We start from the raw sequence: 15,152 nt of genomic DNA, 5'->3' as shown, positions 1-15,152 counted from the left end.
CCAACGTCATGCGGCCACCTTGGTCTGCGGTTGCAGCAGGTACGCGCGAATCGCCTCCAGCGCGTCGATGGCGCCGCGGCAGACAATCGCCAGATAGCCCTGATCGAGCAGCGCCTGCATGTAGGCGTCCTGGCTTGGCGACACGGCGGCATCAAACGGCGGCTTGGCCTTGAACTCGATGTACAGGCCAAAGTGCCCGCCACGCGCCATGGGCAATACCAGGTCGGGAACACCGGCTTTCACGCCCTGCTCTTTCAGCTTGATCGCCACCAGCTTGTGCCGATGACCACCATTCGGGACGTGGTAGATCAACTTGGCGGCAGCCGGATAGCGCAGCGCGACCTCTCGCATCAGCGAGGCCTGCTCCAGGCCTTCGCGGTCAATGGGCTTGGCCCGGGTCTTTTTTGGGCGGAACAGGGCTGGCTTGGTGGTTTTCATAGGGCCTTCCTTGCTTGGCGCTCGACTTCAGTCTTCCGATCCCGAAATTGGCGGTTGAACTCTTCGTAGGAACGGCGGCGACGCTGGTCGAGCACATGCGCTACCACGACCCCGATCAGCAGCAGGCCAAACACGATCAGCCAGATGCAGTTCTCCATGCTCATGCCGCAACTACCCCCTCACTGATCAGCTTGGCCTGGGTGCGCATAACCCCCTCGGCGTGGTGCTGGCGGGCTTCGGCGCGGCTGATCAACTGGCTGCGGCCGTCACATGCGTCGTGGCAGGCACTGCACGCCCAGGCGCCCTGAAGATCGTTCGGCTTCATGCCAACGCCGCAGGTGCCGGACATCCGGTAGTGAGCCAGCACTGTGGTCTCGGGGTTGCCGTTGCATACGCCTGGGATGCGCACCTGGCACTCCCGGCCACGCGCGGCCTTGCTCAACTTGGATTGCTTCATGGGCGGTCGTCCTTGTGGAGGTCAACAACAGTGAAGGTGGCGGGCCACATGCGCTTGCCGTGGATGCGTGCCGACGCCTCATCGCGGTACAGGCCAACGGGCGGATGTGGCTTATCAGTGAGATCGAGCAGATGCCCGCAGGCGTACAGGGCCCAGCGGTACTCGGTGAGGTCAGGCTTGATCAGCATCGGGTCAGTCATGCCTGGGCGCCTCGCGCGGCACGCAATGCGGCGAGCGCTTCACGGCCAACCTCAGGAGTGGAGCGCACCGGTGCGTGATGCGTGATCGCCAATGGCATGGGCTGAAGCGGCTGGCCGGCAAGAATGCGACGTACCGCAATGGCATAGTTGCGCTCGAAGAGCTTCAAGCTCAGTTCGGTCGCGAGGCGGTTCAGGTTTTCGAAGCCGCACTCTTTCGCTGCGTGCCAAACGGCATCATGCGACCAGTTACCCTGCCCGGCCATGCCAGGGTGGGCGTTGCGGCAGGCTTCGCGATGGGCCTTGATCAGCGGCGGGAGGCCCAGCATTTCGGGTGACGGCTTGCACCACTCAATGAACTGGCCAGGGCTCGGAATGAAGTCACCAGGCTGCTTGCGGGCCTGAGCCATGCCGAAGGCCACTTGACCCTGACTGCAAATGCCCTCTTCTAGAAATGCCTGGTACCACTGGCGCTTCGCTGCTTGGTAGGTCTCCTTGTCGGGCCAGGCCTGGCGCCAAGCTGAGCGAATAGAACGAAGCTCTTTGAACAGCTCGTTGATCGCTGCCACCAGTGTGTTGCGTTCTTCAGTGTCGCGGACCTTCTGCTCGCTGACACCGGCAGGGATAAGCTCGCCGGCCTTGGCATCCGACCACAAGCCCTGGGCAATCACGGCTACGTTTTTCATCACGATTGCACCCCCGGCGCCCAGTGGTCATCGTCGTCATCGAATTCCTGCGTAGGCGAGCCCTTCGGCCGGAACTGGGTGACATTGGAGGCGGCAGCCCGGTTTTTGTCGCTGACCACCCACTTGACCAGCATCTGCACCCACTCGGCCTGGGTGTTTACTTGCCCGCGGGATTCATAGTGGGCAGTGAACGCGCGGCGTACTTCTTCGGTGAACAGGGTCAGCGCTACGCCGCTGTGCACGGCATAAGTTTTCAGCAGTTTGTCATCCGGCACCCAGGCCAAGGTCATTTCGCTGGGCATGCGGGGGTCGACGGGTTCGTGCGTAGAGAGAGGTTCTTTATTCTTATCTACATCTTCTTTAGGTAACGCACCGCTAACGTTCGCAGCGTTACCTTTGGCGTTAGTTGCCTTATGGTTTGCGACCCGCTTGGCAGTGAGAAGCCTGTTTTTGGCGGTCTTGCCGTTGTGTCGCTCGAAATGAGGAAGGCTAATCACCCCGTCGGATTCGACCATCCAGCCAACCGACTTCATGTGCTCGCAGAAACCAATAACGCCGACCAAGCGATCCAGTAACTTTTTACTAACGCTTGGAGCGTTACCTTTCTCGGTCTGCTGATCGAACCAACCCCAGACGCGCATGAGTTTTCCAATCACGGCATCAAGATCGATGTCGGCCAGGTCAGCGATCTGACAGACCTCGGGCTTGTCCAAGGTGGTCAGTTCGAACTTGATCCAATCTCCAGCCATTACGCGACCTCCCGCAGAAGCTCTGCCAATCGGGCAATTCCCTTCGGTGTTACCAGCACATCAAACGCAGCGCGCTCTGCGCCGGTTTCTGCATCTGGCTTCAGGCCGGTCACCTTGTGCTTCATCAGGCCGGCCGTGATGCGTGGCTGATAAGCGATCCAGCGACGGGAACCCTTGCGGCGGAAGATCCAGCGGTGCTGCTCCAGCCAGTCGAACAGCTTGGAGGGTGAGACTTGGAGGTGCTTGGCAGCATCGGTGATGCAGATCGCGCCACCGGCAGCCGCCAAGCGCTTGATGGCCGCGACCTTTGGCGCTTGCAGCTCGACCACTTTTTGCAATTGCAAATTCTGCTCGGCCTGGTCGGCAGCAGCGCGCAGGGCCTCGGCGAAGGTGGTCGGGATTTGGAACTGGCCAACTACCCTGCCCTCCAGCTCCTGCCAGCGATCGATGATCTTGGCGCGCAGCTGCGCGTTGTAACCGGAGACCAGCACCAGAGTGTCACGTTGGCTGAGCAGGAACTCCGGGTAGGCTTGGCCGTTTTGCGGATGGGTGTAAGGGGTCTCCTCAGATTTGAGGACACCCTGTTTGACCAGGGCGCGGGCGTCCCGCAGCACGTTGTCGTGCGCCTTACCGATCAGCTCGGCAATCTCCCGGGACGACATGACCTGACGCGACAGGTTTGGCGAAATAGCAGAACCTGTCGCGGGAGGATGGGTGTTGCCTGTATCGAATGCGGTGTGCATAATTGCACCTCGTTGTGTTGTGAAGAAGCCGGTCTAGCCACCGGCTTTTTTGTGCCTGCGATTTGGGTACTGGATGGATCAGCAGGTGTTTTGGTCATCTACTGGCGCAATGCCAGGAGACGGATAATTCACCTCGTCAGGCCGCTTTGCCTTTCACTGGCTGACACAGCTCTTTCGCCGTTACTGCGCCGTCTGTCAGCTCTTCAGCAAGAAATGCCCGCTTGGCGCTCATGGTGTGAGCTCCAGTGAACCAATACGAAACGGCCGCCTGACTTACGCCGAGCGCTGCAGCCGTCTTTGCTTGCCCGCCAAAGAAATCGACGAGCTTTTCAATGGGGGTCATGGATTTAACTCCTGATAAGCGTGCTTATACTTTATGAATAAGGAGGCTTATTTGCAAGCCTATAAGTTGCCTTATAAATTCACTGGCATGGATACCCTCGCAGATCGAATCAAGGCAGCTCGCAAGCACGCGCAGCTGACCCAGCGCTCCCTGGCCGAAAAGGTCGGTGTAGAGCAACCCGTCATTTCGCAGCTGGAAACGGGCAAGAACCTCCGTAGCGTCCACCTAACCAAAATTGCTCAGGTATGCCAGGTGAGCCCTATCTGGCTTGCCGAAGGCGTAGGCCCTATGGTTCAGGAAGGTACGAAGCCCACCAACCAGGTCACCCATCACGAGATTGAGTTACTGGGTGAGCTTTCGGCATGGGACGAAGGCGACCCGCTTGATGAAGACGACGTCGAAGTCCCCTACTTCGCCGAAGTGGAGTTTTCTGGTGGCAATGGAATGACAGAAGTAATAGAGGTTGCTGGCCGTAAGCTGCGCTTCAGTTGCGCCACCCTACGCGCAGCCGGAGTCGACAAGAGGAGCGCAGCGGTCGCCAGGGTCAAGGGCCGAAGTATGGAACGGCTGATTCTGGACGGCGCAGCCATTGGCTTCGACATGAGCGACACGTCGATCATCGACGGAGAAATCTATGCCTTCAATCATGGCGGCATGCTGCGCACCAAATACCTGTATCGCCTACCGCAAGGCTCGATTCGCATCAGCAGCGAAAACGACGACGAATACCCAGATGAAGTGATGACCGCCGAGCAGTGGCATGACGAGGTCCGCATGCTGGGACGCGTATTCTGGTGGTCCACTGTTCGCAGGTCCCCTCGGCGAAAGTAATTCAACTCCCCCACCCCAAGCCCGCTCATGCGGGCTTTTTCATGCCTGCCCGAAAAATTATAAGCACGCTTATTGACACAATAGATAAGTGTACTTATATTTCACCTCAACGCTGGATCACCACCGGCCAGCAACAAAGGCAGCGATGGACAGGCCTCAACAGTCCAGAGGGTTGGCAACTGACCCAGGCGTGCAGCTTAAAGCGCCAAGACGAGTTATCCGGCGGACCAGGGTCGCGGCCGGAGAGAAAGAAACACCAGATTTCACTGGCTGGCCTTGACGACAGGGCCAGACGGGAAATCAACCAGGAGAAAGCTATGAAACGTGCTGAATACGAAGACCTTGAAGGTTATGCAATGGCGGTCCTCATCGGCTTGCTGAGCCAGGGAGGAACTGATCACAGCGTGGCGCCAGCCAAGGCTTTCGATATCGCCGAAGCATTCCAGCAAGAAAAGCTGAAGCGTATCGGCGAAAAGCCACCTTTTGACAGCTGAACAACCAGCGCCACGTCAGCCTGACGTTAACTGCCCGATCACCTGGTCCCCCATCACCAGGCTGCATCGGAGTGTGGTCTGACTGCGCAGGCTGATGCGCAAATCTAGTCTCGTTGGCGAGCTACTGAGACATCAGAGAGTTAGGCCGCCAAGCCGGCCGCCGCATCGAGGCCGTCACCAAGGCCATGCGTCAACAGATCATCAGCCCGCTGTGCATCGCCCTGGCCGGGTTGATGGCTATGCACGCCGTCATGGGCGATGCCGACCCAATGCGCCGCGACCGCCGCGTGCCTGAGCGACGTATTGCCCAGGTCCGAATCATCCGCAAGGCCGAATCGTTCGACCTGCACGCTTGATACCTACCCCGAGGACTTCAATATGCATACAGCTATCCAAGCTCGCCGGGACGGTCTGGCCGATCTGCGCGCCCGCGCCACTCTCGCAACGGCTGACTTCTACGCCAAGATCGGGCTCGCCGCCCCGGCATCGGCGCCGCGCTTCCAGGCCGTCAACAAAGGCAAGATGTGGCACATCATCGATAGGAAGACCGGCAAGACTTGCGGCTTCTGTGGCAGTTATCTGATGGCTCAACAGTTCGTCGACGCGATGGAGGCAGCTGCAACGCGCAAGCTGGTCGGGCGGCAATGAGCAAGCGCAAGCCGCACAGCATGCGTGCCCGCCTGGAGCGCTCCTGCAGAGCCTTGGTCGCATCCAATCACGCGGCAGTAGTGAACATCGACCCCAGCGGGCAGCAGGTGCTGGTCAACTGGAAGAACTGCAAGCAGATACGGCAGGAACAGGTCGTCAACGCCGTCTGCGACATCGCACACCGCTGGACCATCTATCTGAGCGTGATGTGCCAGAAAACAGATGGCGAGCAGTACTGCAAATCTATCGAGGTCGCCCCTCAGGGCAACTACTTGGCCTCGCACCTCACCGATGTGATCGAGGCCACCTACACGGATCTGCGCACCCAGTGCAACCCGCAGCACATCGTGGCCGCCGGATGGATCGCGATTCCGACGGACCTGACGCTTGAAGAGGCGCAGGCCGCCGCAGTATTCGAAGCCGTCGGCGCCTGGCGACAGGAAAAGGTCGCGGCATGAGGCGAATCAACAACCGCGCCCGGCATGGTCGGCGCCAGCAATGGATCAAACTGCCGCCAAGCGGATTGAAGGGGATACCGTATGGCGATGACGCCACAACAGCGCGGCGAACGCCGTCGCTTGAAGGAGGACAAGCTGCAGGAAGAAGACCTGCGCTTGAAGGTTCGACCAGGTACTAAGCAGGCCCTGCTGGAACTGATGGAATGGGCAGGTATTGATGAGCAGGGCGAGGCAATGACGCTGATGATTCATCACCTGCATGGGCTTGGCCCGAGCGGGGCGGCGCCCCTGCTCACCCCGCCGCGCCACAAATACGAGATCTCACATTCTTTGGCGCTGGAGTTCAGCCGCAAGAGCATGCTGATAATTCAGCAGGATCCTGGCGACGAAATCGCTATCCCACAAGCTGATCGATAAGTCGGCGCCCCTCAGCTACTGCTGCGGACTTAGCCTCTTCATAAGTGGGGTACAGCGTGTCATCAAAATGCCTCCAAGGCAGCGGACCGGCCTTCAGCCCAATCACTATCCCTTGCGGGCTCTGCATGAAGTCAGCGGTTAGCCGGTGTTCACGATAGTCAGTAGTGAATATCCCTAAGTCGGTCATTTCCGTCTCCATTCGGCCGCATATCTGTAATTCGTAATAGCCCATCCACCGCCGCATTGCCAGCCAGCCCCGATTAAGGGGCATATCGGGTCAATCGACCGGGGCCCTCATTCGGTCCGAGACTCGTCTCTCGATACAGATAAATGGCCACCAAATCAACAGCCAGAGCTATCACGACCATAGCGACATCGAGGTAGATTTCGAGATCAATCATTACCCAGCCCCCAACCATATTAGGTTTGGTGGTTAGAGCAATATCTATTCCAATTCTCAAATACCGCATCCGGCCGCGGTGTCTGCCTAAGGCGGAGAGATCGTCAGCACTGTAGATCCGGAGAAAGGACCAGGCTCTACGGTTCCTTTGCTGTACAGCGTAGATTTTATGGCTATAGGGGTAGCTAGTCCATCTTCTACTTTAATTGAAACGCCCGGTGCCGCAGCCTTATCTTCGATCGTGAGCTTGGAGTACAAGCTGCCGTCCGCCTTGAGCTTAACGCCAGAAGGGCTTTCTTTACTTGCTGAAGCGATCACGCTAGTTGCCCCTGAGCAAGTTAACTGAAGTGTGGTTCCTGCTTCATTACCATCAATAGCAGCGTCGCTTACATCCCTATGGTTAATAATAGCATTTCCTTTAATCTCGCACTGCAGCGCTGGCTTTATAACAGAAGCACAAGGACCAACCGGAACAATTATACCTCCAGACCCAGAATAACTGTAACCTTGAGCGAAGCTGATGCAAAAACTATCGCTTATTTTTTTCTCCTTTGGCACAAACAAACTACTTTCAAAGGGAATTGAAAAACCACTCATTTGGTTGCGCACCGTCGTCATGGAGGTACTAGGTTTAATCCTCCAATAGTTCGTGCCGAGCACCATAGACAGGTATTCACCAGGGCGTTGCGCCCCAACTAGGTACAGGCTACATGTAACTGCCTGCATATCATTACAAAAACTATCCCCACCCCCCTCCCAGCTCGTAACAGTAAAATAATATCGAACACCGCCCACCTCATATTGACTTCGAGTGGACTGAATTGTAACGGCATGCGCAGCACTACCCACTAAGCAGAGTAGAAACAAAAGCGCAGCCCAATAAGATCTATTACTGTTCAACACACGGCCCTACTCATAAAAATGAGCGAAAATGGTATGAGGCAATTTTTACTTTTGCTCTAGGAAGCTGCCGTAGTTTTTGTAGGAATTTTCCGAGAGCCGTCAGGTGCTCTCTTGGCATCAACCCTGTTACACCTCTCCGATTGAACTGAACCATCTCCCACTTCAACGAATCACGCCACCCCGGCGAGGCTGGTGGCTGCCTGGAGATACCCATGAGCACATTCGCAGTCTTCGGTATGACCGCCGACGTAGCGCTGGCTGAGGCCAGGAAGATTACCAAGACCACCAAGCCAAGCGGTAAAGCTGGCTGCCCCCCCCTAGAGCTGACCCTGGCTGAGTGGAACCTGGCCGTAGAGCAGCAGGCGGCCAAGATCATGGCCGGCGAAAAGGTGAAGCAGCTAAGCCAGATGTTCGATGCGCCGCAGTACGCTCAGCAGTTCATGGAACCGACACGCAAGCAGTGCAAGTGTCGGGATCTGCGGATCAGGGCCAAGTGTGTACTTACCGATGCCGGAGGCAGGCCGATCATCAACGAGAAGACCAAGGCGCCGAAGGTTGGGTGGGTGGATTACTTGCCAGAAATGGCGGTGCAGGTCGCTTAAATTATGATGAAACCCAGGATGCGGCTCTGCCCCTGGGGTCAACCTTAAATCAAGAACAGCGCGTATTTCAGCAGCATGATCAAGATCTTCAGGTCTAACCTGATTGTGATCTCTATTTGCATACAGAATCCCCCGTATCGAACTAAAGTACGAACGAGCAATGGTGTTAACCACGGCTACGTCCCCCCGCATCGGCTAACGCCGAGTGTGTTCACCATGCAGATACGCCCTGCATCGGCTACTGACTTTTGTTCGATAAAACGGTGGTTCAGGGTTGGCGTAACTCTATCCGGTCGAAGTGATCTCGTAAAGCCATCATCCCTACATCGCAAACCCGCGAGGTATCCCCATGCCCACAGAAAACCGATCCAGCAACACCGAACAGATGGTCAGCGTGCCGCGTGAACTGGCCCAGCGCATTCAGTCACGACTTGATCATGCAGCCACTGCTTTCAAGGCAGCCAAGTCTGAGAGGGATGAGTTGCGTAACCTCCTCGCCCAGCCAGCCGCCAAACGCCAAGGCAAACCGACGGCGTATCGATGGGAACAACTGGGCGGAAGAGGCTACTGCTATGGCGAAAATCTCCCCGCGATCATCATCGGTGCCTGGCAGGAACTCTATACCCACCCACCAACCGCAGACGGCGCCAGCCCCGAGCAGATGACAGCCCAAGGCGCCGACGGCTACCGGAACGGGATCAAGGCTGCAGCGGAGCTTGCCGCTGACTATCCGGAACTGGCCCAGGCCATTCGCGCTTTGCCGCTCCCGCAGTAGTTTTTGACCGAAGGAGTACATTTGTACCCTACCCCTCTCCCCTCTATTGAATAGCCGCTATATGGCGGCTTTGGAGAATCGATGCCGGAAATCCACAGACGAAAAAAATCCACCTCTCCCTTGGGGAGGAGCGGGAGAGGTGGACTAATCAACTTCGGTGTAACGCTTTGCCTCCAATGGGAGAAGACGCTTTCAAGTCTAGTTGGTCTTTTTGAGCTTGGATGCATTAGTACGATACGAGCGCACTCCGATAGCTATGCAGACTGAATGGATTGGACTGGGACCGGGTTCGACACGAATGACCTTGCTCGACCCACTCCCCAGGCCAAGGCTCGGCTCATCGATTGATGTGGGCGAGAGTAATAAGCCTCTTCCATGAGGAGCGTTCCGCCGAGCGCGTAAACGCCAATGAACAGCTGCGTGTCTCCGGTCCGTGACAGGCGGACCTGGACATCAATCGTGGTGCCGTCGTCGAGGATTTCATCATGACAACGGTGGTGAAGAGTAGGGTCTGCCCATGCCCAGAACTTCTCTCCTCTGTATCTCATAACCGCCTCCTGCTCGGATTTGTGGGTGAGATTCCAGCGTAATAAATAGAACGACAAAGACAATTTGTAGTTCATGACTTTGGGCATTATCGGACAACTGGCAGGGTTACTGACTACTGGGCCTTAAGCGCTCTGTTGCGGCCGCAGTGTCGATTCCAGCGATACAAACCCTCTTGCCTTGGCAACTCCCCAGGCCAAAGCCTCAGTAACAGTTTCTCCAGGCCGTGAGTCATAAGCGATTTCTATCACTGCGACCCCGTCTGATGAGTACACGCCAATGAATAGCTGAGTGTCGCCCGCGGATGAAAGTCGCGCTTGAACCTCAATGATGCTTCCGCTTTCAAGTGTCTCTTCATGCGTAATGCTTTCAAGCTGGGAGTCCTCCCAATCACGATACATGCTGCCTCTAATTCGCATTACCGGCCTCCACTGGATCTGCATTCAGTAAGGCACACACCTGAAGGAACGGCCACACCGCTCCTCCGGTTCTTTGAACCCATTCAAAACAAAATCCAAACCTTGAATAGCCGTTATATGGCGGCTTTGGAGAAGTCATGCCTGAAGAAATGAAGCTGATCCAACGTGTGACCGTCGAGCGCGATGAAGACGGCTGGTGGGGCCACCCCGACGAGCCGGACTTCGATGAAGACTTCGCCGCCTTCAAGGCCTGGCTCGTGCAGCAAGGGTTGGAGCTGACCCAGTGGCACATGGACGCCGATATCGATGGCCATCACCCCTACGAAGACGGTGAGTGCCACTGCCTCGGTTGGAACCCTGAGCCACCGGGGCCTGAGTGGTTCCTGCTCGGCATCTTCGATACTGAGGACGGCCCGTGTGTGAGCTGGGTCAAGCGCAAAGAGCCTGAACAATGCGGCGCCTGTGGTGGCTGCAACAACGGTTGCCAGCTCGACAAGGACAGTCCAGAGGCGCAGCCATGATCCTCCTACCCATCGCCGCCCCGCTCTACATGGCCTGGATGATCCGGAAGGGGCCGAGGCCATGAGTGACGAACTGAAACCGTGCCCTCAATGCAACGGCGACAACCTGGAGCTCGACAGCAGCTCAAACCTCAGCCTCAGCTGGGTGATCTGCAACGACTGCGACTTCACCCTCCAGAAGAAGGTGCCCGAGGAGAACATCTACCGGCACTGGAACAAGCTCAAGCCCGCGCCGAAGCCCTAACCCCTCCCCCTACAAGAACTCAAGCCTACCGAGAACTGAAGGGAGATCTCAGGCGGCTTTGCGACGCCGAACACGCCGAAGCACACCAAAAGCGATATTCGGCAGCATCATGATGGCGAACATGCCCCAAAACTCTACCTTGCCTTGTCCATGAAGGTAGCCACCCAGTGCGATGAAAGCCAACGTAAGCAAGAATTGAAGCGATACGAACTTCTCTAGACCTCTCACCCTAACTCCTCAGATTCATTAATAAATTTCCAACGATTCTACAGCCTGCAGCGCGGGCATGGAGAGCTATTGCCATGACGAAAGAAGAACTGGCCGGCCTGCCCGAGAAGGTCCGTCTCGCCATCGAGGTAGGCAAGGCTGCCGCAGCGGCCTGCAGCAACGACGGCGGTAGCGCCAACCTCGATCGCGTCGTAATCCCGGTACCGGGCCTGCGCGCCAGCTCCCTGCCAAGCCTCCCCGGGTACATGCAGAAAAAGAGCCGTTACCACCAGCAGGGCATCCATCTGGATACGCCGTGGCCCGGGACCGGCAATCGGCAAAGCGCCGGCGTCCAAGCCATGCGCCAATCGCTTAAGGCTCAGGGCGTCAACTGCTACGCCTACTACCAGGTCGATTAACCCCTCCCCACCTCTGCCGCCATGCGCGGCGTGGAGACAATCATGCAAGACGAAGAAAGGCAGCCGATTACCTATGCGTCCGACAAAGTTCCGGAAAAGCGAATGGCGGAACTGATCGGCACAACCCAAAGAGCCCTGGAGGGGAAGCGCAGCCGCGGCGTGATCCCGGAGGGGGTATGGAAAAAGATCGACGGCAGGATTTTTTACAGCATCAGGAGATACGAAACGTGGCTGGAAGGAGAATGGGGCTACCCACTGGAGTCGAGTTCATCGGCAAGTCAATCCGCATCCGTTTTACTGTCAACGGTGAACGTCGATCCGAGACTCTCGCGTATCCACAAACCGCCAAGGGGATCAAGGCGGCAGCCGACCTACGCACTCAAGTAATCAGCCTAGCCAACCATGGGGTTCTGGACGAGAAGCGGTACGCCGAGCTGTTCCCGGTTTCGAGCTATACCGCGCCGACGAGTGAACTCATGTTCGGCGAGTACGCGCAGAGCTGGCTAGACAGTCTGGAGGTGGTCCAAGACACAAGGTCCAACTACAAAGGCTTGATGAACAACTACTGGATGCCCCATTTGGCTGCGCTGCCTATCAGGGCAGTGACACCTATGGTGCTGAGGGAGGTGGTCGCGAAGACCAAATGGAAGAGTTCGACAGTCAAGCGTGCCGCTATCGCCCGGGTCAAGGCGATGTTTAGAGCGGCGGTCTATGACGAGGTGGTGGACAAGAACCCTGCGGCGTCGATCCAGTTGCCCCAGAAAAACCGAAAACAGGTAGACCCCTTCACCGTCGAAGAAGCCGATGCCCTGATTGAGTGGATGTATGCGAACTTCTCGCGGTGCAACCAGGTGTTCGCTGCGTTCTACGAGTTCGCCTTCTATACCGGAATGCGCACTGGCGAGATCATGGCGCTGCGCTGGGATGAGATCGATTTGGAGAAAAAGACCGCCCACATATGCCGGATCGTCGTCGAGAACCAGGTGGTGGAGCGTACCAAAACCAAATACACGCGCACGGTCATGCTGAACAGTAGGGCCATGGGCGCTCTCGAAAAGGCGCGGGAAATATCACATTATCGTTCCAGGCAAAAGCGCCGGGTATCCACTGACTCGCCGTTCGTCTTTCAGCCCGCGGGGCGGTCGCCTCACATGAAGGGCCCGAGCACCCCCGGAGGTCACTTCAATGAGGCGATTGCCGGCAAGGGGATTCGTCCGCGCCCACAGTACAATTGCCGACACACTTACGCGACGATGTGCCTCATGTCAGGGATGAATCCCGCATTCATTGCAGGTCAGCTTGGACATTCTGTCCAGGTACTGCTGTCGACCTATGCGAAGTGGCTGAGCTCGGCCAATGATTGGTCCGAACTGGAGAAGCTCGAAATGCAGCTAATTGGTACAGAATTGGTACAGGATTAAATTTCGTTCATCTTTAGCCCAATGTTTACGGGCTAATCGACAGACTCTAGGCCATACTCCAGAATGCGAGCGTTTTTGGGGGAAAACCCTTGCACAGCCAACGACATACCAACTTTTAGTGAGCCTCGACGTGAAAACCTCCCTTTCGATTCTAAGCCTGCTGCTGTTGCTCACCAGTACCGCGACTGTCCCCACCGCCACTGCTGCGCAACCCCCTGCCCAGGTACAACGCGATCCTGCCAAGTTGCACCTGGCTTCTGGCGCCGCTCTGCTGATCGATCTGCAGACCAATAAGGTGCTTTACGCCAACAATGCCGACCGGGTGGTGCCTATCGCCTCGGTGACCAAGCTGATGACCGGCATGGTGGTGCTCGACGCCAAGCAGAACATGGACGAGATGCTGACCATGACCATCGCCCAGAATAAGGAAATGAAAGGGGTGTATTCGCGGGTGCGCCTCGGTAGCCAGCTCAGCCGCCGGGAAACGCTGCTGATTACCCTGATGTCATCGGAAAACCGCGCCGCCTCGACCCTGGCGCATAACTACCCCGGTGGCTACAACGCGTTCATCAAGGCGATGAACGCCAAGGCCAGGGCCCTGGGCATGAGTAACACCCGCTATGTCGAACCCACCGGCCTGTCGACCAGCAACGTGTCCACCGCGCGCGACCTGGGCAAGCTGCTGCTGGCGGCACGCAACTACCCGCTGCTGAAGCAGTTGAGCGTCACTCCCGAGAAGACCGTGGCGTTTCGCAAACCCAACTACACCCTGGGCTTTCGTAACACCGACCATCTGGTCAAGAAGAGCAATTGGGATATCGACCTGACCAAGACCGGCTTCACCAACGATGCCGGGCACTGCCTGGTGCTGTTGACCAGGATGGACAACCGTCCGGTGGCCATGGTGATTCTCGATGCCTTCGGCAAGTACACCCACTTCGCCGACGCCAACCGCATGCGTCAGTGGCTGGAAACCGGCAGCACCAAACCGGCACCAGCGGTGGCCATGCGCTATAAATCCGAGCGCGGCCAGAACCGCCCTGCGGTCGACTGAGCTGACGGGCCTGCGCGCCATCGGCGCCAGGCCCGTTGCCCATCAAGCGCTGGTGCTGACCATGCTGCCGGAGCTGCTGCCACCGCTGTCCAGCAGGGCTTTGAGCAACTGCGCGGTGGCCGTCTGGATCGCGCCCATGGTGGTACTCACCGATGACTGCGCGGCGGCAACCGCCGAGGCCTTGGCGGTCTCTTCCATATTGCTGGCCATGATTGCCTGCAGTTGTTTCTGCTGTTCGGCCAACTGCTTTTGCAGCTCTTTGATCATTTCACGCAACTGGCGGATGTGCGCCGGCTCGCTACTTTCGCTGCTCTGGCTGGATTCGGCCTTGTTGCTTTCGGCGACGCCGGAAAGGTTGACCTTGAGCGTGCCTTCTTCAGTTTTCGCCGCCGGGTCCTGAGCGCCGAGATTGACGCTGACAACACCTGGGGTCCCGCTGCTCAGCGGGTTGCCATTGATCGATACGGCATTGATGCCAACCATGCTTCTATCATCCTGATGGTCTATGGGTTGACTCTGCTATCGGCTATCGGCCACAAAACTTGAGCCGTCTGTCCGCGCATACATTTGGTTCTTCACGGAACCTTGGGGACTATTGATCCTGGGTTGGGTTGTTGAGGCTGGGAGCTTATCCATTTGGTGTGGCGACGCTGCCGGCCCTACGCTGCGCTCCGGGTCCCTTCGCTACGGCACCTTCCGCTCAGCCTCCTGAAGTCGCAGTCCGCGGCGCCTGCACTTGCGTGCATGAAGATCAAGATCAACACGTTAAAGCGGGCTTGCCCCGCGATGACATCCTGGCGCCGCCAGAATCAGATTTCGAAGATACGTCAGCACAGGCGCCACCCGTAACTTTGCGACTTCAGGAGGCCGAGTGGAGGTGTCTGGAGGGGGCTGGTGCGCAGCACCCTTCGGCCAAAGCCGAAGTTCGCGAGCCGTAGACTTGGCGAAGCAAGTCGTAGGCCGCGATGCCCCTGGAAGGCACCGGAGCGAAGGGACCCGGAGCGCAGCGTAGGGCCGGATGCAGGAGCCAGCGGTTTTGCCTACTTTTTCCAAGAAAAAAGTAGGCCGCCGTAAAGGCGGAAGGGGCCGGCAGCATCGCCACACAAAATGGATAAGCCCGCAGCCTCAACATCCCAACCCCAGCCCAGCCCAGCCCAGCCCAGCCCCAAGACCATGCTCC

24 protein-coding genes and 1 pseudogene are annotated in these 15,152 nt (G+C 57.6%); 13 read left to right on the top strand and 12 right to left on the bottom strand.

Annotated features, from left to right (window positions below; all coding sequences use genetic code 11):
* Positions 1-6 precede the first annotated feature (6 nt).
* The 8 genes from PSAKL28_RS09720 to PSAKL28_RS09690 form a co-directional block, all read right to left on the bottom strand.
* Positions 7-438 carry a VRR-NUC domain-containing protein gene (locus PSAKL28_RS09720; RefSeq protein ID WP_038609495.1) on the bottom strand — a complete coding sequence of 144 codons (432 nt, stop codon included), beginning with the start codon at positions 436-438 and terminating at the stop codon, positions 7-9.
* Positions 435-602 (bottom strand): hypothetical protein, encoded by a 168-nt coding sequence (locus PSAKL28_RS27625; protein ID WP_157687013.1) that lies wholly within the window; start codon positions 600-602, stop codon positions 435-437. The genes PSAKL28_RS09720 and PSAKL28_RS27625 overlap by 4 nt, the downstream gene beginning before the upstream one ends.
* Complete coding sequence (locus tag PSAKL28_RS09715; protein WP_038609492.1) at positions 599-895, bottom strand: DUF1364 domain-containing protein; 297 nt, start codon at positions 893-895, stop codon at positions 599-601. The genes PSAKL28_RS27625 and PSAKL28_RS09715 overlap by 4 nt, the downstream gene beginning before the upstream one ends.
* Complete coding sequence (locus tag PSAKL28_RS09710) at positions 892-1,095, bottom strand: hypothetical protein (protein WP_038609489.1); 204 nt, start codon at positions 1,093-1,095, stop codon at positions 892-894. The genes PSAKL28_RS09715 and PSAKL28_RS09710 overlap by 4 nt, the downstream gene beginning before the upstream one ends.
* Complete coding sequence (locus PSAKL28_RS09705; RefSeq protein WP_038609486.1) at positions 1,092-1,778, bottom strand: replication protein P; 687 nt, start codon at positions 1,776-1,778, stop codon at positions 1,092-1,094. The genes PSAKL28_RS09710 and PSAKL28_RS09705 overlap by 4 nt, the downstream gene beginning before the upstream one ends.
* Complete coding sequence (locus tag PSAKL28_RS09700) at positions 1,778-2,527, bottom strand: DnaT-like ssDNA-binding domain-containing protein (protein WP_038609483.1); 750 nt, start codon at positions 2,525-2,527, stop codon at positions 1,778-1,780. The genes PSAKL28_RS09705 and PSAKL28_RS09700 overlap by 1 nt, the downstream gene beginning before the upstream one ends.
* Positions 2,527-3,189 (bottom strand): phage antirepressor KilAC domain-containing protein, encoded by a 663-nt coding sequence (locus tag PSAKL28_RS09695; RefSeq protein ID WP_038616395.1) that lies wholly within the window; start codon positions 3,187-3,189, stop codon positions 2,527-2,529. The genes PSAKL28_RS09700 and PSAKL28_RS09695 overlap by 1 nt, the downstream gene beginning before the upstream one ends.
* 217 nt (positions 3,190-3,406) lie before the next feature.
* Positions 3,407-3,613, bottom strand: coding sequence for a transcriptional regulator (locus PSAKL28_RS09690; RefSeq protein WP_038609480.1), 207 nt, complete (start codon positions 3,611-3,613; stop codon positions 3,407-3,409).
* A gap of 51 nt (positions 3,614-3,664) precedes the next feature.
* On the opposite strand from PSAKL28_RS09690, the gene PSAKL28_RS09685 reads away from it, so the two are divergent.
* The 6 genes and pseudogenes from PSAKL28_RS09685 to PSAKL28_RS09665 all read left to right on the top strand — a co-directional run bounded on the left by PSAKL28_RS09685 (position 3,665) and on the right by PSAKL28_RS09665 (position 6,461).
* Positions 3,665-4,444 (top strand): XRE family transcriptional regulator, encoded by a 780-nt coding sequence (locus tag PSAKL28_RS09685; RefSeq protein WP_257011873.1) that lies wholly within the window; start codon positions 3,665-3,667, stop codon positions 4,442-4,444.
* A 317-nt stretch (positions 4,445-4,761) separates the two neighbouring features.
* The gene (locus PSAKL28_RS27845; protein ID WP_167335118.1) at positions 4,762-4,938 is read left to right on the top strand and encodes a hypothetical protein; all 177 of its coding nucleotides are present in this window, start codon (positions 4,762-4,764) and stop codon (positions 4,936-4,938) included.
* 149 nt (positions 4,939-5,087) lie between these two features.
* A pseudogene (locus tag PSAKL28_RS09680) lies at positions 5,088-5,294 on the top strand (helix-turn-helix transcriptional regulator); the annotation flags it as partial.
* 22 nt (positions 5,295-5,316) lie between these two features.
* Positions 5,317-5,586, top strand: a complete 270-nt coding sequence (locus PSAKL28_RS09675; RefSeq protein ID WP_038609477.1) for a hypothetical protein — start codon at positions 5,317-5,319, stop codon at positions 5,584-5,586.
* Positions 5,583-6,044, top strand: a complete 462-nt coding sequence (locus PSAKL28_RS09670) for a hypothetical protein (RefSeq protein ID WP_038609474.1) — start codon at positions 5,583-5,585, stop codon at positions 6,042-6,044. Before PSAKL28_RS09675 ends, PSAKL28_RS09670 begins: the two co-directional genes overlap by 4 nt.
* Positions 6,045-6,125: 81 nt before the next feature.
* A complete protein-coding gene (locus tag PSAKL28_RS09665; protein ID WP_038609471.1) occupies positions 6,126-6,461 on the top strand; it encodes a hypothetical protein in 336 nt (111 codons plus the stop codon).
* A 487-nt stretch (positions 6,462-6,948) separates the two neighbouring features.
* On the opposite strand, the gene PSAKL28_RS27620 is transcribed toward PSAKL28_RS09665, so the two are convergent.
* Positions 6,949-7,458 carry an MrpH family fimbial adhesin gene (locus tag PSAKL28_RS27620; protein WP_157687012.1) on the bottom strand — a complete coding sequence of 170 codons (510 nt, stop codon included), beginning with the start codon at positions 7,456-7,458 and terminating at the stop codon, positions 6,949-6,951.
* Positions 7,459-7,976: 518 nt separating this feature from the next.
* Between PSAKL28_RS27620 and PSAKL28_RS09655 the strand changes: the two genes are divergently transcribed.
* Complete coding sequence (locus tag PSAKL28_RS09655; RefSeq protein WP_038609465.1) at positions 7,977-8,366, top strand: hypothetical protein; 390 nt, start codon at positions 7,977-7,979, stop codon at positions 8,364-8,366.
* Positions 8,367-8,715: 349 nt separating this feature from the next.
* Positions 8,716-9,141 carry a hypothetical protein gene (locus tag PSAKL28_RS09650; RefSeq protein ID WP_038609462.1) on the top strand — a complete coding sequence of 142 codons (426 nt, stop codon included), beginning with the start codon at positions 8,716-8,718 and terminating at the stop codon, positions 9,139-9,141.
* A 254-nt stretch (positions 9,142-9,395) separates the two neighbouring features.
* Here the strand turns inward: PSAKL28_RS09650 and PSAKL28_RS28105 are convergent, their stop codons facing one another.
* Together PSAKL28_RS28105 and PSAKL28_RS28100 are read right to left on the bottom strand one after the other, a co-directional pair.
* A complete protein-coding gene (locus PSAKL28_RS28105; protein ID WP_038609459.1) occupies positions 9,396-9,689 on the bottom strand; it encodes a hypothetical protein in 294 nt (97 codons plus the stop codon).
* A gap of 123 nt (positions 9,690-9,812) precedes the next feature.
* On the bottom strand, positions 9,813-10,106 hold the full coding sequence (locus PSAKL28_RS28100) for a hypothetical protein (protein WP_038609456.1): 294 nt from the start codon (positions 10,104-10,106) through the stop codon (positions 9,813-9,815).
* Positions 10,107-10,243: 137 nt separating this feature from the next.
* Between PSAKL28_RS28100 and PSAKL28_RS09635 the strand changes: the two genes are divergently transcribed.
* From PSAKL28_RS09635 to pbpG, 5 genes are all read left to right on the top strand, one after another.
* Positions 10,244-10,627 carry a hypothetical protein gene (locus PSAKL28_RS09635; protein WP_075226473.1) on the top strand — a complete coding sequence of 128 codons (384 nt, stop codon included), beginning with the start codon at positions 10,244-10,246 and terminating at the stop codon, positions 10,625-10,627.
* A 61-nt stretch (positions 10,628-10,688) separates the two neighbouring features.
* Positions 10,689-10,871 carry a Lar family restriction alleviation protein gene (locus PSAKL28_RS09630; protein ID WP_038609453.1) on the top strand — a complete coding sequence of 61 codons (183 nt, stop codon included), beginning with the start codon at positions 10,689-10,691 and terminating at the stop codon, positions 10,869-10,871.
* Between the two features lie 302 nt (positions 10,872-11,173).
* Positions 11,174-11,497 (top strand): hypothetical protein, encoded by a 324-nt coding sequence (locus PSAKL28_RS09620; protein ID WP_038609448.1) that lies wholly within the window; start codon positions 11,174-11,176, stop codon positions 11,495-11,497.
* Between the two features lie 176 nt (positions 11,498-11,673).
* On the top strand, positions 11,674-12,918 hold the full coding sequence (locus PSAKL28_RS09615; RefSeq protein WP_257011872.1) for a tyrosine-type recombinase/integrase: 1,245 nt from the start codon (positions 11,674-11,676) through the stop codon (positions 12,916-12,918).
* A 130-nt stretch (positions 12,919-13,048) separates the two neighbouring features.
* Entirely contained in the window at positions 13,049-13,972 is a 924-nt protein-coding gene (gene pbpG, locus PSAKL28_RS09610; protein WP_038609445.1) for a D-alanyl-D-alanine endopeptidase, read from the top strand.
* 42 nt (positions 13,973-14,014) lie between these two features.
* Here pbpG and PSAKL28_RS09605 read toward each other — a convergent pair whose 3' ends face one another.
* On the bottom strand, positions 14,015-14,455 hold the full coding sequence (locus PSAKL28_RS09605; RefSeq protein ID WP_038609442.1) for a hypothetical protein: 441 nt from the start codon (positions 14,453-14,455) through the stop codon (positions 14,015-14,017).
* Between the last annotated feature and the right edge of the window lie 697 nt (positions 14,456-15,152).

It is taken from the genome of Pseudomonas alkylphenolica (assembly GCF_000746525.1).
Taxonomy (GTDB): Bacteria; Pseudomonadota; Gammaproteobacteria; order Pseudomonadales; family Pseudomonadaceae; genus Aquipseudomonas; species Aquipseudomonas alkylphenolica.
The sequence above is the reverse complement of the archived record's forward strand: the minus strand, read 5'-3'. Positions and strand labels throughout refer to the sequence as shown.

Excerpts from the sequence above, each read along its gene's own strand:
- PSAKL28_RS28100 (WP_038609456.1), bottom strand. The coding sequence starts at position 10,106 with ATGCGAATTAGAGGCAGCATGTATCGTGATTGGGAGGACTCCCAGCTT.
- PSAKL28_RS09710 (WP_038609489.1), bottom strand. The coding sequence starts at position 1,095 with ATGACTGACCCGATGCTGATCAAGCCTGACCTCACCGAGTACCGCTGG.
- PSAKL28_RS09615 (WP_257011872.1), top strand. The coding sequence starts at position 11,674 with ATGGAAAAAGATCGACGGCAGGATTTTTTACAGCATCAGGAGATACGA.
- PSAKL28_RS09720 (WP_038609495.1), bottom strand. The coding sequence starts at position 438 with ATGAAAACCACCAAGCCAGCCCTGTTCCGCCCAAAAAAGACCCGGGCC.
- PSAKL28_RS09670 (WP_038609474.1), top strand. The coding sequence starts at position 5,583 with ATGAGCAAGCGCAAGCCGCACAGCATGCGTGCCCGCCTGGAGCGCTCC.
- PSAKL28_RS09690 (WP_038609480.1), bottom strand. The coding sequence starts at position 3,613 with ATGACCCCCATTGAAAAGCTCGTCGATTTCTTTGGCGGGCAAGCAAAG.
- PSAKL28_RS27620 (WP_157687012.1), bottom strand. The coding sequence starts at position 7,458 with ATGAGTGGTTTTTCAATTCCCTTTGAAAGTAGTTTGTTTGTGCCAAAG.
- PSAKL28_RS28105 (WP_038609459.1), bottom strand. The coding sequence starts at position 9,689 with ATGAGATACAGAGGAGAGAAGTTCTGGGCATGGGCAGACCCTACTCTT.
- PSAKL28_RS09630 (WP_038609453.1), top strand. The coding sequence starts at position 10,689 with ATGAGTGACGAACTGAAACCGTGCCCTCAATGCAACGGCGACAACCTG.
- PSAKL28_RS09700 (WP_038609483.1), bottom strand. The coding sequence starts at position 2,527 with ATGGCTGGAGATTGGATCAAGTTCGAACTGACCACCTTGGACAAGCCC.
- PSAKL28_RS27625 (WP_157687013.1), bottom strand. The coding sequence starts at position 602 with ATGAGCATGGAGAACTGCATCTGGCTGATCGTGTTTGGCCTGCTGCTG.
- PSAKL28_RS09650 (WP_038609462.1), top strand. The coding sequence starts at position 8,716 with ATGCCCACAGAAAACCGATCCAGCAACACCGAACAGATGGTCAGCGTG.
- PSAKL28_RS09635 (WP_075226473.1), top strand. The coding sequence starts at position 10,244 with ATGCCTGAAGAAATGAAGCTGATCCAACGTGTGACCGTCGAGCGCGAT.
- PSAKL28_RS09715 (WP_038609492.1), bottom strand. The coding sequence starts at position 895 with ATGAAGCAATCCAAGTTGAGCAAGGCCGCGCGTGGCCGGGAGTGCCAG.
- PSAKL28_RS09705 (WP_038609486.1), bottom strand. The coding sequence starts at position 1,778 with ATGAAAAACGTAGCCGTGATTGCCCAGGGCTTGTGGTCGGATGCCAAG.
- PSAKL28_RS09655 (WP_038609465.1), top strand. The coding sequence starts at position 7,977 with ATGAGCACATTCGCAGTCTTCGGTATGACCGCCGACGTAGCGCTGGCT.
- PSAKL28_RS09665 (WP_038609471.1), top strand. The coding sequence starts at position 6,126 with ATGGCGATGACGCCACAACAGCGCGGCGAACGCCGTCGCTTGAAGGAG.
- PSAKL28_RS09620 (WP_038609448.1), top strand. The coding sequence starts at position 11,174 with ATGACGAAAGAAGAACTGGCCGGCCTGCCCGAGAAGGTCCGTCTCGCC.
- PSAKL28_RS27845 (WP_167335118.1), top strand. The coding sequence starts at position 4,762 with ATGAAACGTGCTGAATACGAAGACCTTGAAGGTTATGCAATGGCGGTC.
- PSAKL28_RS09605 (WP_038609442.1), bottom strand. The coding sequence starts at position 14,455 with ATGGTTGGCATCAATGCCGTATCGATCAATGGCAACCCGCTGAGCAGC.
- PSAKL28_RS09675 (WP_038609477.1), top strand. The coding sequence starts at position 5,317 with ATGCATACAGCTATCCAAGCTCGCCGGGACGGTCTGGCCGATCTGCGC.
- PSAKL28_RS09695 (WP_038616395.1), bottom strand. The coding sequence starts at position 3,189 with ATGTCGTCCCGGGAGATTGCCGAGCTGATCGGTAAGGCGCACGACAAC.